At 43.7% G+C, this 16229-nt stretch carries 5 protein-coding genes; 1 reads left to right on the forward strand and 4 read right to left on the reverse strand.

Annotation, left to right across the window (positions count from 1 at the left end):
* Positions 1-602 precede the first annotated feature (602 nt).
* On the reverse strand, positions 603-1166 hold the full coding sequence (locus QUA57_RS21885) for a hypothetical protein (protein WP_333063585.1): 564 nt from the start codon (positions 1164-1166) through the stop codon (positions 603-605).
* 306 nt (positions 1167-1472) lie between these two features.
* Between QUA57_RS21885 and QUA57_RS21890 the strand changes: the two genes are divergently transcribed.
* Positions 1473-1739, forward strand: coding sequence for a hypothetical protein (locus tag QUA57_RS21890; protein WP_333063584.1), 267 nt, complete (start codon positions 1473-1475; stop codon positions 1737-1739).
* A gap of 863 nt (positions 1740-2602) precedes the next feature.
* Here QUA57_RS21890 and QUA57_RS21895 read toward each other — a convergent pair.
* The 3 genes from QUA57_RS21895 to QUA57_RS21905 all read right to left on the reverse strand — a co-directional run bounded on the left by QUA57_RS21895 (position 2603) and on the right by QUA57_RS21905 (position 16181).
* Positions 2603-8263: a DEAD/DEAH box helicase gene (locus tag QUA57_RS21895; protein ID WP_333063583.1), complete on the reverse strand. Its 5661-nt coding sequence runs from the start codon at positions 8261-8263 to the stop codon at positions 2603-2605.
* Positions 8264-8488: 225 nt separating this feature from the next.
* Positions 8489-12829: an N-6 DNA methylase gene (locus QUA57_RS21900; RefSeq protein WP_333063582.1), complete on the reverse strand. Its 4341-nt coding sequence runs from the start codon at positions 12827-12829 to the stop codon at positions 8489-8491.
* A gap of 166 nt (positions 12830-12995) precedes the next feature.
* The gene (locus QUA57_RS21905) at positions 12996-16181 is read right to left on the reverse strand and encodes a helicase-related protein (RefSeq protein WP_333063581.1); all 3186 of its coding nucleotides are present in this window, start codon (positions 16179-16181) and stop codon (positions 12996-12998) included.
* Positions 16182-16229: the final 48 nt, after the last annotated feature.

Genomic DNA, 16229 nt, shown 5'->3' on the forward strand with positions numbered 1-16229 from the left:
TGCACGCTAACTTACTCTCCATTTTTGGAAACAATACCTAATTTACCAGGGTTTGAGCCTTAACTGAACCGTATTGAGTTATTACCAAGTTTGATGCCAATTAGTTAGTTGGATTCAATGGGATTCGCTTAGTAACAATGCTCATAAATTCACCCTCACTTGGAGCAGGCATAAGGAAACTCCACTCGCTGATATGAGCGAACTGTAGCCTGTAAAGCCAGCGAATCGTGTATGTTACCCCGTAGCTCGATCCAAAAACCATTACCCTTACCCGTTCACAGCCATCAGATTGAGCTGGCAAACTATTGGCACCCCTGATAATCGACGGTAAAGTATCGTCTGGACTAGGCACAAAATCCAGATTTTGCGAATAAACGAATTGTGGCCTGAAACTTGGTGTCCTTGCCAGCCTAATATCAAAGTTTGTTGTCATCATTTGAGCCTCCTACTCGTTCTAGGGGATTAGTCGCGTGGAAGATGTTCCAGATATTCTGGGTGGCGTGATTAGTTCTAGGTTGGACAAGTGGCGCATCAAAAAAAACTCAACCCACTAACGTGACTAAAAGAGAATTTTTAGATGCCATCTTCTATCAACTCAAGAATTAATCGTTCCTCCCGTCGCCCGGTGTAGGTGCTGTCGGTGCGTTGGATTCGCTCGCTATTCGCCAGCACAGGGCGCTTGCTAGTTGGTTTTGTTCGACACGCTCAAGAACTCGCACTGTGGGAAACCAAAGCTGCAAGTGGGATAAGTCGCTGTTGACGCTACCCGAATACGCTTTGAATGGATCGCTCTCCAAACAAACCAAGGTTCGCAAAGCATACAGTTCATCCAAGTTGAGTCCATCCAATCGGTTGATTAAGGATTCGATTGAATATTTTCGGAGTGCTGTGTAGGTCGCCACGGCTTGTTCCTCCAGTTGCCACCAACTCATCATGTTGGCTCGTTCGGTGGCACACAAAATCTCGTGTTTCCGAACGCACAGGTAAATCGGTTGTCCCTCTTCCTGTATCAAATTATCTCGGTCATCGAGCAGGCGACCCATGACGGTTTCAGGGCGAACGTCGGTCACTTCCATGCGCCCCATTGTGGTGGTGACGCGGGGATTGGGTATTTCTACAAAGCTTGGTTGGGCGGGTTGCGATGGCTGCCCGTAATCTGCGAACATAGAGGAAATCTCCATTTATTTGTGAGTGCCAAACCCCGCCCCAGAAGATTTCCAGTCAGAGGGGGCGGGGTTTGGTTTGGTTTTTTTGTCAGCCCGCGAACGCCAATCTGCGAAAGTTTTGCGGGCGTTGGGTTTAAGGCGCTTTTGAGTTAGTGCGCGGGCATTCCCTTGCGGGAGTTTACGGATGACCGTTTTACGCTCTTGGCTAGCTCTGCGTGCGTCTATGAGGGTTAGTATAATCTATAAGTTGCGAAGTTGCTACTTCGCACTAGGAATAAGTTGCAACCCAAACTGCGTCGGAGCCTTATGAAACAATGGAGAGAGAAGTTGCGAAGTTTAGTTTTAGCTACTGTGCCAGCAAAAAAAGAAGACCCAGGTTACGCCGCCCTTCGGGGTCACATACCAAAAAGCCTATATAAACGGTTTAAAATGTTTTGCCTTGAACGTGGTGTGGACAACAGCCAAGGTCTAGAAGACTTGATAAATGAGTATTTTGAGTTGAAAGATAAGCAAGAACAGGAGGCTTCCATCCCAAAAACGGCAGAGAGCAATACGTTCAACAGTAGTGGTTGAGGAATTGCCGGTCGTTGTTTCCCCCTCTTGGGCTACCAAAAGCAAGCAGGGCAAAGGAACCAAGAGAGCTAGTTGATGTCTAATCGTTGTCTAGCAATAGAGAAACTTTGGCACTACCCTCAAAACCAACAAATAAGCTAAAAGCTTTAGCTGACAAAGGTTTTAGGTACGATCTGGCGTTTCAAACTTTTTGGATTTAAAGACCCTCAAACGCTTACTGGGAGAAACTGGAGGCATTTCAAACTTGGAGCTACGAAAACGGTTGGTTTAACAGGTTGCACTAAGAATGCCCTCCATAGGTTATAAGCCTTGCAGCCCGGATGTTTAACAGGTTGCACAACCATCGGTAAGTAGGGTGGAAGACCAATGAAATAGACAACTATCTAGCAAAGGAGAAAATTCTACTGACCGAATCAGTTAGAGCCGTCCAAACCGGGCGTGCAAATAGGTTCTCTCACCGTCGATGGGTTCATGCTGCCGTCCGGGCAGTTACCGGATGAGCCAGACACAGGCGGCTGAGTGTATTGGAGGTGACCCAGTTTACGCCATAAAATTTTTAGGTTCTAAGGAGGGTAAAGCCATACTGGGTGAGAATTTTACGCCATAAACTTTTGAACCCACTTTCCGCACCCTCCACTGTCACAATCGGTTTTTGTGGAATTTTGTGAACCAAAATAGTCACTTTTTATACACGCAAGTGGGAAATTGGACTTGCGATCGCCAGTTCAATTTCGCCAAACTCCGAAAATTCGTAGTGTGACAGTTCAGGGTGCGGAATGTGGGATACATATAGGCTTTTCCTGAATTTGCCAACAGTGTCTTTTAAACATCACCTGTTAATCAAACAACCAGATCAACCCTATTCAGTTGATTAATTCTTTGACTAAGGCTGCACCCTTAGTTAAATCAGCAGCAGCTAACACTACTACTCGCCAAGGCGGATTATTATTGGTAAGCCGATCGCGAATCAAGTGATCGCGTCTCCGATTCACGCCTTTATGAAATGCTGCCCCATCAATATAAATTGCCAATCTTCGTTCTGGTACAGCAAAATCAGCAATAGAAATTGGGTTATTAGCTGGCACGGGAACTTGTTTTTCTGGTTGAAATCCGTGTTGTTCAAATAAGCGTAAAAACTTTAGTTCTAAAGGCGAACCCACACCCGCATTATATGCTTCTAACCAAGGAAGCGGATCGTCAAGGTCGCCAGTTTCTAAGGGACGAGTAACCGGGGGTGATTGTGCTAATTGTTCTAATGCGGGGATTACTTGCAGCCAGTTTAGTAGTTCGTGATAGCGTTGATTTTGATAAGATTTTAGGCAACGATAACAGGCTGTTTCGCAATTAGGATGATCTAAATGAGCGATCGCCTCTTTCGCCACTTGATCAAACTCAGTAGCAATGCGACGCAGATAACCGCTTCCACCTAAACTCGGATCGATAAATGTTAACGATACTAGACCGTAACGTTTTCCGCCATTATTAACTTGCCACATTCCCTCAAACTCAAAATCAACCTCCGAACCGTCTAGCATATATAGATGCTGCATTCCAGCTTTCAGTGCATAGCCTAGAGATAATCCCCAAGACTGGAAATCCTCTTTTGGCATAGAACTGGGAACGGGTAACACTAGCCGTAATACTTCTGCTTTACTAGAAGTAGCGATCGCTAATGGTTGCGGTGACTTCCCAGCTTGCGGACATTTATCTGCATGACCAAAGGGATCGTCTTGATCGGATTTGCGTGTTTTTCGCCGTCCTTGCGTGGTATTTTGCCGATCAGGATTTTCTAGAATTCGTCCACAATCGCTACAAAGTAGATATCCCTTCACCTCGTTGTGTAGTAGAGGAATACCATCAGTACGTTCTTTGTCAGTAGGAGGTAAACCTTCATTAATCCAGCGAACTTCCTCATCCCGACTTAGGCGCAGTCCCCATCCTGGGGTGACAGTCCACCTTGCTATTACTTGTCCGTTCCATTGGGGATGAGTTTTTACTAAATTGCGCGTAGCATAGCGTTCTTCTTCATCGAGAATTGGACTTTCGTCCCGTCGTGCTAAAAATCCGGCAAATTCACCCGCCGGCAATGACTTTCCTGGCGCATTATTTCTGCAACGGGGACAAGAAGGTTCGTTGGCATCAAATCGTAACTCGCAAGTATTACATAATCGATACAACCAAGTAGCACTTTCGGTTCTAGGATTCCAAGGTGAAGCGTTATCCAAACCGATGACTTTCCAGCGTTTGGTACGGGCGAAAACTTGAGCATTGGGCTGAAATTGAGCAATACCGAAGCGACGGGCTACGCTGATGGGGTCATCTTCTCGTTCGTCGCCCAACAATCGCAGTGCTGCGGGTTGGGTAGGAAATTCGTAACCGGGAAGGATGCCAAATTCGGCGAAACGGCGTAAGGGATACCCACCAGAACGATCGTCTGCTTCATTAGCATTGCGTTTTTTGTCGGTTTCAATCCCTAAAATTCGGGCTATTAATTGGGCGGCGCGGGTGCCAGCGCGTTCTCCTTGTAGTTCGGCGGAGTAGGTATTGAGGGCGGTTCGTAGTTCTTTGACTTGTCGGGCGGTGCGGTTAATGACATCTTGAATACGTGATGCTAAGGTTTTTAAATGCTCACGCAATTGCGTTTCACTCAGTCCCGCTTCATTTAAGACTGTTTCTTCCCAAGCTTCTTGTGCTAGAGTAACAGCCCGATCGAATTGTGCTTGCACGCCATTAATTAAAGCATCCACCGCTTCTTGTTTAATATCACCTTGCGGGGAAACATATTCAACCATTTTACCAGCTAAACCCGGTTCGGCTGCACCAAATGCGATCGCATTTAAATGCCGGAAAATTACATCTCGGTTGCCCAATGCTAAAGCCGGTGCAGGTACTTCCCCAGCTATCATTTCTGTGGGTTTATCGTAAAAATATTGATCGTGGGGTGTATTGCGTGCATAACTGACGACTAAACCAATGCGGGTACGCCGTCCGGCACGTCCTCCCCGTTGAGCATAATTATCGGGGCGAGGTGGTACATTTCGGAGGATAACTGCATCTAACCCACCAACATCAATGCCCATTTCTAAAGTAGGAGAACAAGCTAATAAATTAACTTTTGATTCTGTTGCTGGTGCTTTAAAATCCTCTTCAAGTTCTACTCTAACATCGTTAGGAACTTGGGCAGTATGTTCTCCAGCTTCTAAAGGAACAAAATTATTGGCAAGAATCCGTTTTACATTGCGATTTTCTAACACTTCTGATTCTGACCAATGTTTTAAATTACCGTGACAATAAGAACAAGGTAAATTTTTTTTCGCTCCTAACTTATGAGCGGAACAAACTTCACAACGGTAGCGTTGTTGTGCGGTGGCTAAATGCAGATGAACTACTTCCGCATTCACTTGTAAAAGATTTATTTTCTCTCTAGCACCGTATAATTCTGAAGCGACTAAGAAACTACCATTTTGCAACCACGCTAACAGTTCTACCATCTGTTCCTCTGTTGGTTCAATGCCACCACAGCGAGTTAGTAAGTGTTTAAGAATGCGCTCTAAACTGGGCGCTCTCCCACCTGCTTTTGGTTTACGCCAAGGGTTATGTAGTTTAATGCCATAAGGTATGGTGGCACTATCTAAATAAGGGACAGGTTGTTCACTTAAAAAAGCATAACCTTGGGGTTGTTTCATCCGTCGTTCCCATTCAGCGGCTTTTGTATAACTGGGAGAACTGGGATGTTGAGGATGATAACGTAGTAATTCGCGAGAAAGACAGCCGCGAATGCGAATTTCATCTAACAAACAACGAGAAATATATTCTAAAATTTCCTGAGAAATACCTAAAATTTTGGCAATTTCTAGCCCGTTAGTTTGCACGTATTCATCTAAATGGTGATATTTAACTTGCACTAAGCCCAAGTTCATTAATGTGGCACGATATCCAGCATTTACTGCTAATTCATCAAGCAAAGGTGCTTCTTCCCAAACACGAATTCTGTATTTTGTTTCATCATTTAGAAAGACGGTGGGGTTAGCTGGGACGTATTTGTTATCATGTTCTTTCCCGCCCATATCTCCCAGCAATTCTACGACTCGCTGTAAGGAAAGTGAATCATTTTTCTGTTCTTTTAAAATTTGTATCACCCGTCGCCGCATTCGATCGTACCGACTGGTAAAAACAATAAATCTTGCTTGGTGGGCGGCATCTTGACGGCTATCGCTGAAAACTAACAAGCGTTCTTTGCCATCATGGTTAGGTTGGTTAGAGTTAGCTTGGGCTAAGGCTTCTACTAATCCTTCACTCAGCACTTTTACGGCGGCTGAAGTTCCCAATGCTACGGGGGTAATAACATTTCGGCTTCCGGCTGTACCACCACAACACAGGCAACGGGTACGGGCAGGGGCGAGGGTGACTTGCCAAGGGTAGTCCTTGGGATTGGTACTGAAGGAGAGAGTCGAGGTATCAAAGGAACCTTGCAGAACGGGGCGTTTTTTGATTTGTTTGGTTTGTTTTTGACTACCTTTGCGAGTTGTACGGGCTTGGGGTTGGGGCTGGAGTTCTTCTTCGCTGTCTTCCTCGGTATCTGCTTGCATATCGAACCGACTGTGGTCATAGAGCATCCATTCTGGGCTACCATCGGGAACGGCAGAAGGTTGCAGAAGTTGAGAAGTGGATTCGCCAGATTCGCCAATAAAGCGCAGGTAATCAGCACCGCAGTTACGACATAGATATAAAGGTGCTGTTTGATGCCCGCAGTGACAGCGTTCTTCGCCCATTGGGTAAAGTTTGCCGCAGGCGGGGTTAATACAACGGTGGAATTGCCAGCCGCCTCGAATTAAGCGATGGGCGCGGAGTTGCAATGCGCCGGTGGTGCCTTCTGGTAAGGCTGCACCAACTAGCAGGGCGGTTTCTACTTCGTTTCTTAGTTCGCTATCGTTACATTGAGAGCGTTCTTGAATTTCTGCTTTGACTTTTTCGACTATTTGTGATATTGATAGGGGCGATCGCATCAACCAGCGATTTAAGTCCCACAGCAAGCGGGCATGATGTACTGCAACTTCTAAAGGCGTGCCTGGGGGTTGGTTGCCTAATGCACAGAGGGTTTGTCTAACGGCTTCGTGGTTGGTGAGGTCGAAGTCTTTGATTGTGATAGGTTGAGGAGAATAGATAGCGGTTTCAGGAGTTTGAATATCTTGCAGTTCTTCACCAATGACTCGAATTGTATTTTTATTAGCGCCTGTTAGCTTACTGAAGAAATCTTGAACCGCTTCATCTCGTAGTTGAATTCTTTCTTGTTGGGTGTATTGTTCTTCAGAAACACTTTTAATTGTAGCGGAAGTACCAACGGGAATTAGTTGAGGATAGCGACGGGTTTGAATCTCGGGAGAAATGTTAGTAAAATAATCTTGTTTGGCATTAGTTAAATGCGCTTTTAATCGTCGCACGAGTAAGGCGATATTGCTGCCTAGTGTTCCCCGATAAGTATGAACTTCATCTAAAACTAAAAAGTGGCAACGATGGTTTGCAAAAATTGCTTCTCTATCGGCTGGACGAACTAGCAGATATTCCAGCATCATATAATTAGTTAAAAGAATATGAGGCGGATTTTTCCGAAGTTCTTCCCGTTCTGCTTGTTTCGTACCCCTGTCGTATTTTCTAACAGATATTGCACCTTGCCAACCGGATTTTTGCAGGAAATCATTAATCCGCAATTCTTGGTCATTGGCAAGGGCGTTCATCGGATAAACTAAGATGGCAGTTAATCCCGATTTTTTGAATTGAATCGAGTCTTCTATGGCATTTTGAATAACTGGTAATAGGAAAGATTCTGTTTTACCGCTACCTGTTCCAGTGGTGACAACTAAGGGGGAAGCGTTAGCGCCTAAAAGATGAGAAATTGCTTGACTTTGGTGTAAGTAAGCATATTCGCTTTTTGTCCTTTTTCTCATGACTGTTGCCAATTGGGAATCAATTGGTAAATCATGCCATTTAACACCGTTTTTGAAAGGACGATGGGCTTGATAAAAGGGTTCTTGGGCTAAAAATAATGGTGTATCTAATTCTCTTTCTAATGCTGTTTTTAGTTGGGGGTCTTTAGCCCGAAATTCGGTTTTAAGATAATCTTTGTATTCTTCTGTTACTTGATCAAGAATGCGAATAGGATGGATAGGTTGATGTTGGGTAATAGTTAATGAGAAATTACTGATAGAGGGTTCATTTTCCTCTGTATAGGCTTTTTCAGAATCTATGTTGTTAGGTTCTTCTTTTCCAAGTCTTTGATTAACATATTGGAAAAAGTGAGATTCTAAGGAGTCGCTGAGAGTGGAAGCATCGATAATTTCTCTTAGTTGGGCGAAATCCCAAGTTTCGGGAATTCTCGAAAATAGCAAATCGAGTTGGCTAGGGGAAACTATATCAACTCCCGTACAATCTAAAATTGCCATTTTTTGGCTGAGAAAGATGCTAGTAGCAACTAGGGAATCGTCGCCTTTCTCTAGGATTTCTTGCAATTTAAAAGTAGAGCTCATAATTTGTTTAAATTAGTTACTATAGGGCAATTTCTTGTAATTCTTCATCTCCAACATAGATTTCTGCATAGAGTTCAGCAGATTCTTGCAAATTTTCTGACTCCAATTCTAACTAGAATCGCTGAATGGCAGATATGACGAGATCGTTGGGTGTTTTAAATCCATATTCTTCGTAATTTTTAAGGAATTTGATTTGAGATTCATCTAGCTTTTAGGTTTGTTCTTTCATTTCTTCTTTCTCCTTGATTTAGGTTTTTCAGTTGGGGGTGCGGTAAGTTGAAAAGTGCCATCATCGGTAGAAACTGCATTTGTATTTACTTCTGAAATGGGTAACTCTATCACGGGTTTTGGTAGATTTTCGTTGAGGGGAATATCCCAATAGGGGTCATATTTTTGGGTGAATGCTTCTAGTCCGATGTTTTGCAGTTCGTCAAAGCAAGCGAGGCAGAGTTGGGGTGCTTTGGGGTAACTTTTGTGGCTGAATGTTGATAGAATGTGGGCGTATTGTTCACGGTTGAGCCCGTAAGCATCAGCGACAACTGCATCAATGGCGGCGCGTATTTGCCATCTTTCGTCATCAGTTGATAAAACTGGGAAAGTTAATTTAGGTTTTAGGTTTCGGGTTTCAGGTGTCAGGTGTTTTGTTCCTAAAACCTGATCCTTGATACCTAACACCTCTTCATATTCTCGCCATTCGTTACGGAGTTGTTCTTGCCAGAGGGGTAAGTATCCGGTATGGTTGCAGGTGAGGCGAAGGGCAGAGTGCGAAAGGAAGGTTTTAAGAGTTAGGTTTGGGGTATTAGGTACAGGCGCTGCAAACAGAAGATACTGAGTTACATTTGCACTTACCATTTGTCTTAAACACCAGTCAAAAGCAAATGAATTAGTAACAGTAATAACAAATAAAATTGTAAGATAAGCTCTATCATTTGGACTTTGTTCTATTCCAACTGAATGACCACAAGTTATACCAGCAGGTAGTAAACTAAAAATACTAGTTCGTTCATTAGTTGCACTTGCAATAGCACGATAAGCAAGACGTATAACTTTTCCCCTTTCGGAATATACTGGCTTATCAACAAGTTTTATTAAAGAAATTATATAACGAGGTGAATCTTCCCAGTGATCGTCATATTGCCAAAAAGTTTTACCCTCATGCAGTACAAAATAACCCATCTCTAATAGTTCCTTAGCTACATCTGGATCGCGTGGATCTTTGCCTTCTGGTAAAATTTCAGAAGTGGGAGTGAAGCGCCAAGCATCATCGGTCATATTGAGTTCACGACCTAGTTTAATGCCTAAGCGATCGCAAACTTTCCCAAAAGGTTCACCATTAGCAAAACAAACTTTAGCAACTTCCAAATCTTTTTCTGACTGCAACTCTAGCAAGCTAAGATAATCACCGCCTGTCTTTTGAACAAAATCAAGATTATAATCAAGCGGTGGACGTTCCTTTTTGTCACGAAATAGCCATTCATCATCATGAAGATAAAACCCACAAGGAAATTCAGTAGTTATTTTTCCTTTTTGAGCAATTACAGTGGCAAACTTAAAACTCAAGTGAATTTCAAATATTTTTCGTCTATTCTCAAATGAGTAACAGCATTTTAGCCCCATATTTTCTAAATAAAGCTGCCTGATTCCTGTTGCACCTTCATTAGCATGAAAAGCAGAAGGAACCACAACACCTGTTAATCCTAATGGTTTTAGTAATTGTGCATTTCGTTCCATGAAAACACGGAAAACATCTTGTTTTCCAATAGTCTTTTCACCATTAACTATTGCTATTTGATATTTATAAATAGACTTAATAACCCGTTCATCACTTCTAAAACCTTCTATATAATTTTCATGCCCCTCAGCAATTTCAGGATTAGCTTTTAGTTTCTTTTCAATTTCCGTTCTTTCTCGTTTTGTTGGTGCTTCTAAAATATTGAAATCGTAAGCAGCAAAAAACTCTTTATCTGCTGGTAACATCCTATCCCAAGGCGGATTACCCAAAACAGCATCAAAACCTTGTCTATTTCCTAAATTCCCACTCGGATAAAACACCTCAGCAAACGTCAAATCATAAGACAAAGCTGGCACACATTCACCCGACACCAAAACCGCCAACAAATCCTCACGTTTAGATGGTACACTTTCCACACCCAAACCCCGCGCAATCATTGCCAAAAGCTTTGATTTTTCAGGGTTTAATTGTTCCGCATCAGAACTTTCTAAAACCTGATACCCAAAACCTGAAACCTGCCCTAAATCTTCCGGTAAATCTCCCGTTGTTCCCACCGTTTGCACTAAGCCAGAATAAGCAATATCGTCACACTTATTCTTACCCAACATTACCCCACCCGCCCATGCAGCCGCTACAATTTTAAAAGGAGTTAAAGCCCGATCTAACCTTGTCTTTGCTGCTTCCTTCGCCAGAATTTCGGAAATATTTACCCCGATAGTTGCTTCCAAATCTTGGACGTGCTTTAATGCGTCACTAATCGCTTCTCTAAACTGTTGATTCACCCCTTGCCAAATTAGCTTTTGTACATCATCTTGTGAACCTGGTTCCTTCAGTAAATGCTCAAAAAATGGCCCCGTTAAAGAATCTCCCACTACCAAACGGTGATCTAAAAAAGTCAAAGGCAACCCTTCACCATGAGACTCTAACCAAAGGGATAACTTCGCCAATTCCACCGCTAAGGGGTTCTTATCCACACCATAAAGACAGTGCACCGCTACTAACCGCCGACACAAAGCGATCGCCTCAGTTTGAGAATAACCAGTTTCCTCTTTTTCAGGTGCAGAAGAAGGCAAATATTTCAACAATTTATCATCAGGATCGGGTAAATCTATGATCCGTTGACGGTAGAGTTTGGCTTTAGATAACGCCGCTTCTAGTAATTGGGTTTCTGCTGATAATTCTGCTGAGAAAATTCGGTTTTTTATTTCTTCCGCTTGCTTCTCTGCTTCCGTCGCCAACTCATCGCATAAGCGGCAAGCTTCATATAATTTATCCCCTAAAAACCGACAAGCTTCTACCAAAAAATGACCGCTTCCCATTGCAGGATCTAACACTTTCAACTTGAGAATTTCCCCTGGTTTGGGGTCATCTTTAGGCGATTTTTCATTGATTTGGGGTTCCAAAGTTTCCTGAACCAAAAAACGCACAAAGGAATGAGGCGTATAATAAGAACCACTCGCTTTTCTACCCAATCCCACCCGCAGATAAAAACGCCGAGGCGGAATTTGCTCTATCCAATCAACCTTCGTCTTTTTCCCGCGTTTAGGTGTATCTTCTTCCTCTTCTTCTGTTTCCTCTTCTTCCTCTTGTTCCAACTCTACACTAAAGCCCTTACTACTAACTGACCGATACTTTTCCCCTTGAGCAACTGGAACAACTACCTCTAACTTTTGCCGCCTTAATCGACACATTGGTTCATTGGTAATTCCCGGTTCTAATTCCAACAAAGCTTCATAAACTCGCCCTAAATCTTCCACATCCAAAGAACCATAATGCACCCTTTCCCGTGCTTTACCAGCTTGCGGCATAGTCCATAAAAGTTGGTCTAAGAGGTGGGAAATTGCCCGTTCTCCCCATTTTAATTTCGACAAAATAGGCGTACTATCTGCCTCAAATAAAGCACCGCCCAAAGGCTTAATATTTAATTCAGTACATGATAAACCTTCAGAAAATAAACGGAATAAAGCCCGCAATCCATTCTCTAAAAAACTGCCTGTTTCCCATCCTTCATCTAGCACTTTGCGAGCATGATTCGCCAGCGCCATACTCGGAGAAAAAGTATTGCGCCACAAACTTGTAGAAGCAAAACTAAATGCTTGTGCGGGGTTATCGCTACTTTCTAATTTGAGGATAAATAGTAAGCGATAAACAATAATTAATCCTTCTTTCCACAGTTGTTTTGCTAAATTTTCTCGACTCATTCCACTCGGTAACAAATCTGTTTCCGTGTCCGTGTTTGTCTCCCCTAGATAAATTTTGTTGCGATTTTCAGGACGATCTAAAATCTCCTGAATAAACCTTTCTACGGCACGCCGCGCCTGTACTCGTAATTCCTTCGTTACCCGCGCCTGCTGCAACCGCGCTTTTTCCACTAATTCCGGTAACGCCTTCACCCCATTGGGAGGCACCAACGCCAACAGCAATAAAAAAGAATCGGGAATATTTCTGCTGCGTTTCCAATAGGGGTCAATAGCAATGGTAATCTGGGAATCAGGGCGAGCCGGATCTGAAATTAATAACCGTAATTCCACTCCATTTGTTAAGAGTCCCAACCGTTCCCCACAAGTTAGTAATACTCTTTGGGCAATGCGTAAATAACTATAGCGATAAGCAGCACCCCGTTTTGCTGGTGCATCTAAATCTGTCTCAAAATCAGTACACCAAACCCTTAATTTAGTTGAATTATCGGCAGTTATCAGCACTTCACCGCCTGACTCCAAACCTTCGCGGGTTTCCACTTCACCGCCTGATTCAATGCGATCGTACCCCAACAACTTCACCAAGGGGGTAATAACATGATTTCTCACCCGCAATACACCGCCTCTAGTCGCCAATTCTCGCAACTTGCGACGATAAACTTGCCAAGCTTCGTCTAATTCCTTGCCTTCATTCCCCGTTGTTTTGGGTAAACGTTTCGCCTTAGTCAGTTCCTTCTCTAACTCAAACCGCACAAAGGGTTCAGGTAGTGCTGGCCCGGTGAAAGTACAATGTTGGAGTAGTTCAAGCGTCATAATTTACCTCTGGAACCAGCATCAAAACACCCAAGGGCCAAATTTCTGGGTTACTCAGCGCTAATCTTGACTGTATCATGTCCCAACGCTGGCGATAGATACGCAACACCCCGTCCGCTTCGCTACGCAGTTTCGCAGGTTGAGTGACATCAGTGGCATAAGCAGCTAACCTTTCCAGGGGGTCTTTGAGATACATCCATTCTGACTGAGAAGTTGGCTCTTCTGAGTTAGCGGTGTCAAATAAACTCATCTGAACAGCAGTGACAACTTCCCCGGTAATTTCCTGAGTTCGCAGTTGCAACCATTGGGCGATCGCATCTTGTTCCCGTTCCAACTCAAGGGTATATCCCCGAACAAATTCTTTCGCTGCTACCGGCCAACCTGCTTCAGCAGTTGAGTGCGCCGAACTTTTTGCCGTTTCCCATCCCTGCTGAAAATAATTTTGCCAAACATCTGTGGTATTAATTGCCCGTTTTGGATCTATCAAACATAACCATTGGTTAGCTTGCAAATAAAATTCTGTTTCTCCTTCACGGGTAATCTTCACCGCCAATACTCGCTCAAATTCTGGCCCCATTTTGCTAGCAACCCGACCGAGAAAGGTAAATAGTAAAGTAGGACTTGGAACATCTGCTTTTACTACACTAACGCGAGGGTCTTGGCTATAGGAGTCTGCATTGCCAAAAGATAAGTTTCGCACTCGGTCTAAAGCACGTCTGACTAGAGGATGGGCGCGACCCAAAAATCCCACAGGGCGGTTTTGGGCATCGCGGGTAATGTCCAAATTCGTAGTTAACCGCAAATAGCGCGTATTTGCATCATATCCCGGTAATTCCTCCAACCCATAACACCAATTTGAGGGAAGCCGCACCTCGAAAATGTCAGTTTGTGGCGTTTCCCGAAAGTCGCCGCCATCCAGATAAACGGCATCGCGGACAAAACTTAGGAGGTTGACTGATAAAGTGCGATCGCCTTTTTCCTTGGCTTCTCCTGCTTCCGTCAGCAGTCGCGACTCTGCATTTAACCCAGCATCTCCTAACCAAGTATGGGTGCGTGCTGCTTCCCGAAATCCTTTTAAAGAATGGTCAATTTCTTCTAATAATTCGCGAGTTGCTGGATCGGTTCCCTCATTTTCATCTGCTGTTTCTAAATTAACTAACAACGGCGTATCATCTTCAAAAAGTTTCGCATCTTCATCCATCAATCCCTTTAATAATTTAGCAGTAGTAGCATCCGTAGAGGTTGTTAACCCCAAAGTATTTGGCACAAAAGTTAAAATAGCTCGTTGTTTTTCATACTTAGCAATCAACCGCAGTAAGATCCGCTCTTCAAAAGTTCCCCGTAAAAACAAATAGCTGACTATTGGATCGAGTTCTTGCCCAAAACGGTCAATCCTTCCATTGCGTTGTTCTAATCGATTGGGATTAAACGGTAATTCTAAATGAATTAAATGATGACAGCGTTGCTGTAAATTCAAACCTTCTGCTGCGGTATCAGTGCTCACTAATATTAAATTAGTATCTGTGCGAAAGCGATCGGTAATTTCTAAGCGTACCTTATTTGCATCATCACCAGAAAGTATCAAGACTTCGCCCAGTTTTGCAGCTTGAATAGCTTTTACTGCTGCACGTTGACTGGTGATATACTCTGTGTAAATTAGTACGTTAGTATTTGGTTCAAAAGAACGAATTAGTTGAATTTCTTCAATTAATTGGTGTAATTTTGGGTCTTGTTCAAGTGCCGCCTCAGCTAATTCAACTAAGTTATCCAAGGCTGCTACTAAATTAGAAATATTTGCCACACTCCGCGAACCAGACCGAACTTCCCGTTCTAATTCAGCTAAGTTTTGCGCTAACTCTTCTGCTTCTAAGGCAGATTGTTCTTGTTCTTCTTCAAAACTAACCGTACCAAACCGTTCTAATTTACGATAGTAATCTCGTAATGTTTTTAACCTTTGCCTTTTACTTTCTTGAGTTTCCGAACCTTCTGTTAGCAACTGTTGAAATCGTTTTGCCACCACTGCTAATGTTGATTTACAAGCAGCCACAGTGGAAACACTGCGTTTGAGTAAAGCAATAAATGCTAACACATCGTTATAACGCCTATTCTTAAAAGCGCGGCGGAGTTCCGGTGCAATTAATTCCAGTAACCCCTGTTGTAACGCTACAAAATTAGGATGTAATGTTGGCGAAGCTGTTACCGATATTGGTCGGACGATGCGAGTTTTGAAGCGTCCGGGAATATGAGATTTCAAGCGACGGACAACATGGCGACGATAGCGATCGCCTCTCAAACTTCCTCTTCCATCTATCAAAGAAGGGTCTAATAGTTCGCACAGAGATGCAAAGGAACGGTCATTGCCATCATGAGGAGTCGCCGTCAGCAATAGTAACGAGTCACAGCGACGCGCTAACACCTGGGCAAGTCGGCGGCGCTGAGAATCTTCCCGATCCTCGATCGCGCCTAAGTCCATACAGTGATGCGCTTCATCCAACACCACCATGTCATAACTCGCTCTTTCGAGCAAATCGATAATTTTTTCCTGTTTCAGAAAATCGATCGAAGCAATGCCCAAAGAAACATGGTCAAATGGGTTTGCGCCTAACTCCGTCCCCCGGCGAATTTCTTCCAACCTAGCGCGGTTAATTTCATCCATCCGCAAACCAAACCGTTCTGCCATTTCCAGTTTCCACTGTTCCAACAATGGCCCTGCCGGACAGACAATTAAAATCCGATGCACCACTCGCCGCGCCATCAACTCAGTAATAATTAACCCTGCTTGAATAGTTTTCCCCAAACCAACTCCATCTGCCAACAGCAAACGCACCCGACTCATGCGAATAGCACGCAGAACCGGAACCAGTTGATAAGATTCAAGGTAAAGACGACCTGGTTGAACTGCCAGCAGCGCATCAGTTCCCAGTGCTTGTTCCAGAAGAAAAGCTTGGTGGTACACTAACCAGTTACTTAACGGTGCAGCGCGGTCTGGACGCAAATCGCGAATTACTGGTTCAATAGATTCAAAAGGATGGAGGAGGTCAAATTCTTCCCCGCGCAGTTCTGCCTCTAAGCAGCGCAGACGGTAGAGGGTTTGCTGCCCTAGTTGGGTACTGCTTACTACTTCCCAGCGTAGCGATCGCGCTTCGACTTCCGTGCCTGCCAGCCAGTTTACCATACTTAATTGTCGGTTGTTCCAACTTTTTTTACTGTAGTTTAGACTAAA

It is taken from the genome of Microcoleus sp. Pol7_B2, assembly GCF_036701035.1.
Taxonomy (GTDB): domain Bacteria; phylum Cyanobacteriota; class Cyanobacteriia; order Cyanobacteriales; family Microcoleaceae; genus Microcoleus.